This window comes from Zoogloea sp., from assembly GCF_028689785.1.
GTDB lineage: Bacteria > Pseudomonadota > Gammaproteobacteria > Burkholderiales > Rhodocyclaceae > Zoogloea.
Genome location: NZ_JAQVCN010000095.1, coordinates 1 through 10,723, shown reverse-complemented (window position 1 = coordinate 10,723; position 10,723 = coordinate 1). Strand labels below are relative to the sequence as shown.

Annotated in this window: 7 protein-coding genes; 5 read left to right on the top strand and 2 right to left on the bottom strand. The window is 63.1% G+C overall.

What is annotated here, in order from left to right; genetic code table 11:
- The coding region (locus PHI64_RS22480; protein ID WP_299888297.1) for a methylmalonyl-CoA mutase family protein at window positions 1-2,213 on the top strand (2,213 nt) is incomplete at its 5' end.
- Between the two features lie 402 nt (window positions 2,214-2,615).
- Here PHI64_RS22480 and PHI64_RS22475 read toward each other — a convergent pair.
- Window positions 2,616-3,815 (bottom strand): OmpA family protein, encoded by a 1,200-nt coding sequence (locus tag PHI64_RS22475; protein WP_299888294.1) that lies wholly within the window; start codon window positions 3,813-3,815, stop codon window positions 2,616-2,618.
- A complete protein-coding gene (locus tag PHI64_RS22470; RefSeq protein ID WP_299888291.1) occupies window positions 3,812-5,644 on the bottom strand; it encodes a serine/threonine protein kinase in 1,833 nt (610 codons plus the stop codon). Before PHI64_RS22470 ends, PHI64_RS22475 begins: the two co-directional genes overlap by 4 nt.
- Window positions 5,645-5,945: 301 nt before the next feature.
- Between PHI64_RS22470 and PHI64_RS22465 the strand changes: the two genes are divergently transcribed.
- From PHI64_RS22465 to PHI64_RS22450, 4 genes are all read left to right on the top strand, one after another.
- A complete protein-coding gene (locus PHI64_RS22465; protein ID WP_299888288.1) occupies window positions 5,946-7,919 on the top strand; it encodes an AMP-binding protein in 1,974 nt (657 codons plus the stop codon).
- A 13-nt stretch (window positions 7,920-7,932) separates the two neighbouring features.
- Window positions 7,933-8,715 carry an ABC transporter ATP-binding protein gene (locus PHI64_RS22460; RefSeq protein ID WP_299888285.1) on the top strand — a complete coding sequence of 261 codons (783 nt, stop codon included), beginning with the start codon at window positions 7,933-7,935 and terminating at the stop codon, window positions 8,713-8,715.
- 18 nt (window positions 8,716-8,733) lie between these two features.
- On the top strand, window positions 8,734-9,660 hold the full coding sequence (locus PHI64_RS22455) for a branched-chain amino acid ABC transporter permease (protein ID WP_299888282.1): 927 nt from the start codon (window positions 8,734-8,736) through the stop codon (window positions 9,658-9,660).
- 21 nt (window positions 9,661-9,681) lie between these two features.
- The coding region (locus tag PHI64_RS22450) for a branched-chain amino acid ABC transporter permease (protein WP_299888279.1) at window positions 9,682-10,723 on the top strand (1,042 nt) is incomplete at its 3' end.

Below are 10,723 nucleotides of genomic sequence, written 5' to 3'. Positions count from 1 at the left end.
TCAACAAGTTCGACCGCAAGGGCGCCGAAGATGCCCTGCGCGATGTGCGCAAGCAGTACCAGCGCAACCGCGAATTGTTCACCACCCCCACCGAACAGATGCCGGTGTTCGGCACCATGGCCGCCCGTTTCAATGACGACGGTGTAACCGCCCTGTTCCAGTCCATCGCCCCGGCGCTGGTGGCCAAGGGCCTCAAGCTCGGCAAGGCCAGGCTGCCCATCGTCAGCGTCAAGGCGTCCAGTCGTGGTCGCGCCATCGTCCCCGCAGAGCGTGCCCGCTATCTGGCCGAGATCGCCGACTCGGTGCGTGGCTACCACAAGCACACTGCGGAACAGGCTCGCGTGGCCCGCGAACGTCAGGCCCTGCGCATCTCCAAGAAGCTCTTCGAGGGCTGCAGCAAAGACGCCGGCTCCTTCGACGAGCTGATCGAATGGAAGGACGGTGAGCTTACCGGCACCTCCAAGAAGCTTCTCGACATGTGGCCGAAGACCGTCGAGCTTTACGCGGCCGACGAGTATGTGGTGAAGATCCGCGACAAGGAGATCCGCACTGTCCTCACCTCCGAGTCCCTGTCCGGCAGCAAGATCCGCAAGGTCGCCCTGCCGACCTACGAGGATGACGGCGAGACCCTCAAGTTCCTGATGAAGGAGAACGTCCCCGGTTCCTTCCCCTACACCGCCGGCGTGTTTGCCTTCAAGCGTGAAGGTGAAGACCCCACCCGGATGTTCGCCGGCGAAGGCGATGCCTTCCGCACCAACCGCCGCTTCAAGCGCGTCTCCGAGGGCATGCCCGCGCACCGCCTTTCCACCGCCTTCGACTCGGTCACGCTGTACGGCTGCGACCCGGACCCGCGTCCGGACATCTACGGCAAGATCGGCAACTCCGGTGTGTCCATCGCCACCCTGGACGACATGAAGGTCCTGTACGACGGCTTCGATCTGGTCAATCCGACCACCTCCGTGTCGATGACCATCAACGGTCCGGCGCCCATCATCCTGGCCATGTTCTTCAACACCGCGCTGGAGCAGCAGCTGGTCAAGTTCCGCGCCCAGAACGAGCGCGAGCCGACCGATGACGAAGTCCAGAAAATCCGTGCCTGGACCCTGGCCAGCGTGCGCGGCACCGTGCAGGCGGACATCCTGAAGGAAGACCAGGGCCAGAACACCTGCATCTTCTCCACCGAGTTCGCCCTCAAGATGATGGGCGACATCCAGGAGTTCTTCGTCCATAACCAGGTCCAGAACTTCTACTCGGTGTCCATCTCTGGCTATCACATCGCCGAAGCCGGCGCCAATCCGATCAGCCAGCTGGCCTTCACCCTGTCCAATGGCTTCACCTACGTGGAAAGCTATCTGGCCCGGGGCATGCAGATCGATGACTTCGCGCCCAACCTGTCCTTCTTCTTCAGCAATGGCATGGACCCGGAATACTCCGTGATCGGCCGTGTTGCCCGCCGCATCTGGGCCGTGGCCATGAAGAACAAGTACGGTGCCAACGAGCGCAGCCAGAAGCTGAAGTACCACATCCAGACCTCCGGCCGCTCGCTGCATGCCCAGGAAATGGACTTCAACGATATTCGCACCACGCTGCAGGCCCTGATCGCCATCTACGACAACTGCAACTCGCTGCACACCAACGCCTACGACGAAGCGATCACCACGCCGACCGAGGAGTCCGTGCGCCGTGCCATGGCCATCCAGCTGATCATCAACCGCGAATGGGGCCTGGCCAAGAACGAGAACCCCAACCAGGGCGCCTTCATCATCGACGAACTCACCGATCTGGTCGAAGAGGCCGTGCTCAAGGAGTTCGAAGCCATCAGCTCTCGCGGTGGCGTGCTGGGCGCCATGGAAACCGGCTTCCAGCGCGGCAAGATCCAGGAAGAGTCGCTGTACTACGAGCACAAGAAGCACGACGGCTCCTACCCGATCATCGGCGTCAATACCTTCCTCAACCCGAAGGGCATGGCCCAGCAGGAAATCGAGCTGGCCCGTTCCTCCGAGGACGAGAAGCAGAGTCAGCTGACCCGCCTGGCCGACTTCCAGGCCCGCAACGCCGACCAGGCGCCCAAGTGGCTGGCCCTGCTCAAGCAGACCGTGATCGAGAACGGCAACGTGTTTGCGGTGCTGGTGGATGCGGTGAAGTACTGCTCCCTGGGTCAGATCACCACCGCGCTGTACGACGTGGGTGGGCAGTACCGCCGGAGCATGTAAGCGGCAAATAAAAGAAACCCTCGGTAAGAGGGGAACAGCACAAAGGAACGGCGCCGAAAGGCGCCGTTCCTTTGGAATGACATTCTGCCGTGTGTCTGCTGTCGAACAGTAACCGTCCGCCCATCCCACCTTGACGTGAGTTTGCCCAGTGAGGCTGTGGCGTTGGCAGATTGCCAGCGATGCCGCAGCAACTCCCCGATTCGGTCGCCTTGTGGGTGGGCAAGCGGGGATCGCGGGGGGCTTGTCGTAAGCGTACGGTCGGTCCCCGTCGTACCCACTCCAATGAGTGCAAACAGTCCCTGATCGAAGCCTGCGGCGAGCCCGGCATATCGGTCGGCAGGGCGGCCCCGGGGAAGGGGATACAGATACGCTCCGGCGCAAAAGGGCAAAATTGCCCAGTCTTCAGGGAGGGCAGCTGGAGAGCTTGAACTCGACCCGGCGGTCCAGGGCATCCCGCGCATCGTCGCTGCCAGTGCCGACAAGGGCTTGACGGAAGCCTTGGCCTGAGGCGCGGGTACGTGGCCCCAGTTCGGGGGCTTCGGCTTCAAGGCGCTGTTTGATGAACTGGGCGCGTTGTTGGGATAGGCGGTCGTTCGTTTGTTCCGAGCCTGTCTTGCTGGTGTGACCGATGATGTTCATACATACCTTGGCGGCGGCACTTTGGCGGGCGATCTGCCGGAGCCAGAAGGTGTAGGGGCCGCTGATCTTGGTGTCCTGCCAGAATTCCGTGGAGCCCGGCCGGAACAGGAATTTGACTCCTAGATTGTTATTGGCAAGCCCTGATGAAACGATCTTGCCGAACGCGGCTTCGGCCTCTCCGTTACGCCCGAGTTTGAGGTTGGACAGGTAGATTCCGGTGTGGACGCGCAGCTGGTCTCCCCCTGAGGAGGCAAGGGCGCGTTGATACAGGTGGAGCGCTTCGGCGTAGTTTTGATCGTTGTAAGCGCCCAGCGCTTCCTCGATCAGCGCGGCAGTGACGATTTTTTCAAGGTAGGCAGGGTCGGCGGCCTGGCCGGGAGGCGTTTCTGCTGTCTTTACGTAGCCGTCTATGGTGCGGTCGTGGATGATCACCGGGCTGTCCTGGTAGAAGGGCGTCGGCTTGGTGTCGAGGCCGTCGTCGCGGGTCAGCGAGTTGGCCTGAGCGATGACTTTGCCGGTTTTCAGGTCGGTCAGCGCTAGTGCAAGGCGCAGTCGCTTCGACGGGGTGCCGGTGGCGTTGTCACGCGTGAGGGTGCCGGTGAGGATCAGGCTGGTTTTGCCCATGCTGCTGCTTTGGAAGGGCAGCACGTCGAACTGCGGATGGGCAGTCTTGATCTTTTCAGTGATGCTCTTCTCGATGCTGCGGGTGACGGCAGTCTGCTGGCCTGTACGGCCATCCAACAGTGGATCGATGGCAATGGTGCGGCGAACCAGCTTGCTTTCTACCTTGGACAGCAGATCGGCCTGGGTCTGTTTGAAGAGATCTTCGGTGGCCTGGGCGACCGCCTGCTCAAAGGGCAGCTCTTTGGTGGTGGTGGCCTGGGGCGGGGTGGCGCAGGCGACGAGCAGGGCGCAGGCGGCAATGCTGAGCCGGGTCCGCAGCCAGGAGGAGGTCGGTTTCATCGGCATTCTCTCTTCATCACGTTGTCGTCTTCGGGAGTCAGCGTTTCGCCCAGGGTGATCCGATGGAGAAGGTCTGAACAGCGGGATGACTTTCGGGCAGTCTGGGGTTTGGGCGAGCGGTCGGCGTCCGGCGCGGAGCCTTTCTCGTCTGCGGACGAGGTCGTGTTCCGGCCGGCGGGCTTGTGGGGTTCGGGCGGGCGGGCGGTGGTCGGGGTCTCGCCCGGGGGGGCTTTTTCGGACGGCTTTTCAGGCGGCTTTCCTGCCGCTTTCTCCACAGGCTTTTCGATGGGCTTCTCTGCCGGCTTGGCGCTGGCCGGGGGCGGAGTGAGGGCGCTCGTCCCGGGAGCTGCGTCAGCCGGCGATTCTTTGGGCTGCTTTGGCGCAGCGGGTGGGGGCGGAGGGGCTTGAGCCGGCCGCGCTTCCGGCGCAGGCGTCGATTCCCGAATGAGGGCTGGCTGGGGTGTCGGCGCTTGTAGCGGGGCAGGGGTAGGCTGGGGGGCTGGGCGGTCACCACCCTTGGTCAGGTAGGCTGCGGCTGCGGCGAGCAGGGCAAGAATGAGAAGCCCGGCGCCGATCAAGCCGCGGTGGCTGCCTCGCTTGCTATGGGGCGCTGCCGCGGTGGCGGGGGCCGGGGCTGGCGCGGTGACCGGGGCAGTGGCCGGCGCGGGTGTGACCATCTGGGGCGGCGGCGCCACGGAAACGGGAAGGGGGGAGGCGGGCTCCGTGCGGCTTGGGACGGCCCGGGAAACGTTGTCGAGCTGCACTGTGCGCTCGGGGTCGAGGGTCGTTCGCGGGCCGCCGGGCCTGGACTCGTTGGAAGGCGCTGCCGTCGTGCTGCGGGCCGGGATTCCAAGCAGCACGCGCATCTCGGCCACCGACTGGGGGCGCTGGTCGGGGAGTACCGCCAGCGCCGCGTCGAAAGCATGCAGAAACTGCTCGCTGTAACGCCCCGCCGCGGTTGTAGCGAGGGGCTGCAGCGGATCGGAAATCATCCGCGTGACCGAGGTGGGCGGAGGCTTGCCGTGGATCGCGAAGTACACCACGGACGCCAGCGCATACAGATCGGTCCAGGCGCCCTGACGCATCTGCGCCACATCGGCATATTGCTCGATGGGGGCGTAGCCGGGCTTGAGGATGACCGTCAGGGCCTGGGCCGACTCGCTCAGCACCCGGCGGGCGGCACCAAAATCCAGGAGTACGGGCTGGTGGTTGCCCAGGACGATGATGTTGTCCGGCGCAATGTCCCGGTGAAAGCACTGGGCCTCGTGCAGGATCTCCAGGGCATCCAGCAGGGGGCGGACGATCTCCAGCAGCCAGGCTTCGTCGGGAGGCACATCCTGTTCTTGCAGGATCTGGCGCAGGGAAGGCCCGTCGTAGAAGGGCATCGCCATATAGGCGGTGCCGTTTCCCTCCCAGAAACGGAACACCTTGACCATCGACGGGTGATCGAAGCGGGCCAGCAGCCGGGCTTCATTGATGAAGCTAAAGAGGCCTTTCTGAAAGGCCTCTGCTGTCCGGTCGGAGCTGGGGTGGATGCTTGTGCCGTCCTCGGCCCGGCTGGCCAGGGAGGCCGGCATGTATTCCTTGATGGCGACCTTGCGCTGAAGGATATGGTCGTAGGCGAGATAGACGATCCCGAAGCCGCCCTCGCCGATCAGGTCGGTGATCTCGAACTCGCCGAGGCAGGTGCCCGGGGGCAACACGTTGTCGCGTGCCTTGCTTGCGTGGGACAGATGCCCCATGCCACTCACCATGCTGGTGGATGGCATGAGCGATAAGCCCTTGGTGGGCTTGCTTGAGTCAGCTTTGCCGGTCTGGGGGGAGCTCATCGTCATTCAAGGCGGATTATGGACAGAGCATCGCTGCTCGCGGCGCGACCCATAACGAAGCACTGGGGCGCATTTTGTATCAAATTCCGCGCACCGTCACCGTTCCGCGGAGGAATGGCTGCACGCCGGATCACATTGCCGCTATTTCACAATTCCGTACATTTGAAAAACAGTTGAGCAAACTTGGTTTGTAAAACTGGCCGTCAGCAAAAAAGACAATCCGTCGCCACTTGCCCGGCCTTGCAGGGATGGGGGTGCAGCGACGGAGATGAGACCGAGACAAACCGGAGGAGGATGGGGTATGTCCAATACCCGAGCGACAGCCGCAGATTCTGCGAGCCTGGATACCTTTCCGCGCCTGCTGATGCACCACGCACGGCAGCGGCCCAACCGGCCGGCGATGCGCGAGAAGGAATACGGGATCTGGCAAACCTACACCTGGGCCGAAGTGGCCGAGAGGGTGAGGTCGATTGCCAGTGGTCTGGCAGAGTTGGGCTTCAAGCGTGGCGATCGTCTGGCGGTGGTAGGAGACAACCGGCCGCGCCTGTACTGGTCGGTGGCCGCGGCCCAGTGTCTGGGTGGTATCCCGGTGATGATGTACCAGGATGCGGTGGCCCAGGAGATGGCTTACGTGATGCAGGATGCGGAGATCCGCTTTGCCTGTGTCGAAGATCAGGAGCAGGTGGACAAGATGCTCGAGATCAAGGGCGATCTGCCCCTGCTTGAGCATGTGATCTACGACGACCCCCGCGGTCTGCGTCACTACAACCAGGCCTTTTTGCATGGCCTGGATGCCGTGCTGGAGATGGGGCGCATCCATGACCAGAACCATCCCGACTTTCTGAGCAACGAGATCGACAAAGGCAGCCCCGAAGATGTCTCGGTGATGCTGTACACGTCGGGGACCACCGGCAAGCCCAAGGGGGTGTGCCAGAGCCACGCGGCCTTCATTGCCGCGGCTCGGGGGGGCTGCAGTTTCGACAAGCTGACAGATCAGGACGACATCCTGTCCTACTTGCCCATGGCCTGGGTGGGCGACCACCTGTTCTCCTACGCCCAGGCCCTGGTGGCCGGCTTCACCATCAACTGCCCGGAATCCGGCGAGACGGTGATGGGCGACCTGCGCGAGATCGGCCCCACGTATTACTTCGCCCCGCCGCGGGTGTTCGAGAACCTGCTGACTCAGGTGATGATCCGCATGGAGGACGCCAGCAGCATCAAGCGCAGCGTCTTCCAGCACTTCATGGACGTGGCGAAGCGCTGCGGCGCCGACATCCTGGACGGCAAGCCGGTGTCGGCCGCCGACCGCCTGCAGTACGCCCTGGGCAACATCCTGGTTTACGGCCCGCTCAAGAACGTGCTGGGCATGAGCCGAATCCGCGTGGCCTACACCGCCGGCGCGGCTATCGGGCCCGACCTGTTCCGCTTCTACCGCTCCATCGGCATCAACCTCAAGCAGCTCTACGGTCAGACCGAGACCTGCGCCTACGTGTGCCTGCAGCCCGATGGCCAGATCAAGCTGGATTCCGTCGGCACCCCGGCGCCCAACGTCGAGGTCAAGCTGGCCGACAACGGCGAGATCCTGGTCAAGGGCCCGATGCTGCTGAAGGCCTACTACAAGCGCCCCGATGCCACCGCCGAGTCCATCAACGCCGAGGGCTACTTCATGACCGGCGACGCGGGCTTCTTCGACGAGGACGGTCACCTGAAGATCATCGACCGGGCCAAGGACGTGGGCAAGCTCACCAATGGCGGCATGTTTGCCCCCAACTACATCGAGAACAAGCTCAAGTTCTTCCAGCACATCAAGGAAGTGGTGTGCTTTGGCAACAAGCGCGATTTCGTTACCGCCTTCGTCAATATCGACCTGGAAGCCGTGGGCAACTGGGCCGAGCGCAAGGGCATGGCCTACGCCGGCTACACCGATCTGGCCAGCCAGCCCCAGGTGTACGAGCTGATCCGCGAGTGCGTCGAGCAGGTCAATGCCGATCTGGCCAGCGACCCGAACATGAGCGAGTCCCAGATCAAGCGCTTCCTGGTGCTGCACAAGGAGCTCGATGCCGATGACGGCGAGCTGACCCGGACCCGCAAGGTGCGCCGCAACTTCGTGGCCGAGAAGTACGAGGTGCTGATCGAGGCCCTCTACGCCGGCCGCAAGGAGCAGTTCATCGAAACCCAGGTGACCTACGAGGATGGCCGCACCAACAAGGTGTCCGCCAACCTGCGCATCGAGGACGCCAAGACCTTCCCGCCCCAGGCGCGGAAGGCGGCCTGAGACGGAGACCGACATGGCCAGACAGATTGGCGACGTGATCGTCGACCTCCAGAACATCTCCCTGCGCTTCGGCGGCGTGAAGGCGCTCACCGACATCAGCTTCAACGTGAAAGAGCATGAGATCCGCTCCATCATCGGCCCCAATGGCGCCGGCAAGAGCTCGATGCTCAACGTGATCAACGGCGTGTATCACCCCCAGGAAGGGCAGATCTTCTTCAAGGGGGCGCTGCGCAAGAAGATGGAGCCCCACGAGGCCGCCGAACAGGGCATTGCCCGCACCTTCCAGAACATCGCCCTGTTCAAGGGCATGACCGTGCTCGACAACATCATGACCGGGCGCAACCTCAAGATGAAGTGCAACTTCCTGCAGCACGCCCTGTACTGGGGGGCGGCCCAGAAGGAGGAGATCGCGCACCGCATCAAGGTGGAAGAGGTCATCGAGTTCCTCGAGATCCAGGACATCCGCAAGACCCCGGTGGGGCGTCTGCCCTACGGCCTGCAGAAGCGCGTCGAGCTGGCTCGGGCGCTCGCTGCCGAGCCCCACATCCTGCTGCTGGACGAGCCGATGGCCGGCATGAACGTGGAGGAAAAGCAGGACATGTGTCGCTTCATCCTCGATGTGAATGACCACTACGGGACCACCATCGTGTTGATCGAGCACGACATGGGCGTGGTGATGGACATCTCCGACCGGGTCGTGGTGCTGGATTACGGCAAGAAGATCGGTGACGGCGAGCCGGAAGAAGTGAAGAACAACCCGGAAGTCATCAAGGCCTATCTGGGCACTTCACATTAAGGCGGGGAGAAAAGACAAATGCAATTCTTCATCGAGGTACTCGTCGGTGGCTTGCTGTCGGGCGTCATGTACGCCCTGGTGGCCCTGGGCTTTGTGCTCATCTACAAGGCGTCCGGCGTCTTCAACTTTGCCCAGGGGGCGATGGTGTTCTTCGCTGCCCTGACCTTCGTCGGCTTTCAGGAGGTGCTGCCGGGCTGGCTCGGGCTGGAGGCGGATAGCAGCGTGGTGTTCTGGCTGGCCTTTCTGTTGGCCTTCATCGCCATGGTTGTGCTGGGCATCGCGACCGAACGCATCGTGCTGCGGCCGCTGGTCAACCAGCCCCACATCACCCTGTTCATGGCCACCATCGGCCTCACCTACGTGGTCGAGGGCATTGCCCAGATGGTATGGGGTGCCAACGTGCGTGGCCTGGATCTGGGCATCGTCGATGAGCCCATCGCCTGGTTGATGGACAACTACGAGATCGGCGTTTCCAAGTTCGACATCTTTGCGGCCGGTGTGGCTGCGTCCCTGGTGGCCCTGCTGGCCATCCTCTTCCAGTACACCAAGGTGGGGCGGGCCCTGCGGGCAGTGGCCGATGATCACCAGGCGGCCCTGTCCATCGGTATCCCGCTGCAGACCATCTGGCGTGTGGTGTGGGCTGTGGCCGGTTTTGTGGCCCTGGTGGCCGGGATGATCTGGGGGGCCCGCAACGGTGTCCAATTCGCCCTGACCTTCACGGCGCTGAAGGCCCTGCCGGTGCTGATCCTGGGTGGCTTCACCTCGGTGCCCGGTGCCATCGTCGGCGGCCTGATCATCGGTGCGTCCGAAAAGCTGGCCGAGGTGTACGTCGGGCCCTTCGTCGGTGGTGGCATCGAGGGCTGGTTCCCGTACATGCTGGCCCTGGCTTTCCTGCTGGTGCGGCCGGAAGGGTTGTTCGGCGAGAAGCACATCGACCGCGTCTGACAGAGACAAGGAGCAACAACAATGCTTTACCGTGAAGCCGGCCAGTTCAAGGCCACTTACGCCGAAGATTCCCAGATCTTCCCGATCCGTCAGGACAAGATCGGGTTCTGGCTGCTGATGCTGGTGTTCGGCGTGGGCGTGCCCCTGCTCACCAACGAGTACTGGCTGAAGGCCATCCTGATCCCGGTGCTGATCTTCTCCCTGGCCGCCATCGGCCTCAACATCCTCACCGGCTACGCCGGCCAGCTGTCCCTCGGGTCGGCGGCCTTCATGGCGGTGGGCGCCTTTGCGGCCTACAACTTCATCCTGCGCATCGAGGGCATGCCTTTTCTTGTGGCGCTGGTGCTGGCGGGGCTGACGGCGGCGGCGGTGGGCATCCTGTTCGGTCTGCCCAGCCTGCGCATCAAGGGCTTCTACCTGGCAGTGGCCACCCTGGCGGCCCAGTTCTTCATCGTATGGGCACTGGTCAAGTTTCCGTGGTTCTCCAACAACTCGTCCTCCGGGGTGGTGACTGCCCAGGATGTGACCATCCTCGGCTACACCTTCGCCTCGCCCGAAGCCAAGTACGTGCTCACCTTCCTGATAGTGGCCTTCATGGCCCTGCTGGCCAAGAACATGGTGCGCTCCTCCACCGGGCGGGCCTGGATGGCGGTACGGGACATGGACGTGGCGGCCCAGGTGATCGGCTTCCGCCTGATGCGCACCAAGCTGCTTGCCTTTGCCGTGAGCTCCTTCTACTGCGGCGTGGCTGGTGCCCTGTATGCCTACACCTACATCGGTACCGTCGAGCCGGAGGGCTTCAACCTGGATCTGTCCTTCAAGATCCTGTTCATGATCATCATCGGCGGCGTGGGTTCGATCATGGGTTCCTTCCTCGGGGCGGCCTTCATCGTGCTGCTGCCGATCTTCCTGGACAACGTGGTCCCGGCGATCTTTGGTGATTCCCTGGGAGCGGGCTTCGTGTCCAACTTCCAGCTCATCGTCTTTGGCGGCTTGATCATCTTCTTCCTGATCGTCGAGCCCCACGGCCTGGCCCGCCTGTGGCAGATCGCCAAAGAGAAGC

Coding starts and splice junctions, on each gene's coding strand:
- PHI64_RS22475 (WP_299888294.1), bottom strand. CDS start 3,815: ATGAAACCGACCTCCTCCTGGCTGCGGACCCGGCTCAGCATTGCCGCC.
- PHI64_RS22470 (WP_299888291.1), bottom strand. CDS start 5,644: ATGAGCTCCCCCCAGACCGGCAAAGCTGACTCAAGCAAGCCCACCAAG.
- PHI64_RS22465 (WP_299888288.1), top strand. CDS start 5,946: ATGTCCAATACCCGAGCGACAGCCGCAGATTCTGCGAGCCTGGATACC.
- PHI64_RS22460 (WP_299888285.1), top strand. CDS start 7,933: ATGGCCAGACAGATTGGCGACGTGATCGTCGACCTCCAGAACATCTCC.
- PHI64_RS22455 (WP_299888282.1), top strand. CDS start 8,734: ATGCAATTCTTCATCGAGGTACTCGTCGGTGGCTTGCTGTCGGGCGTC.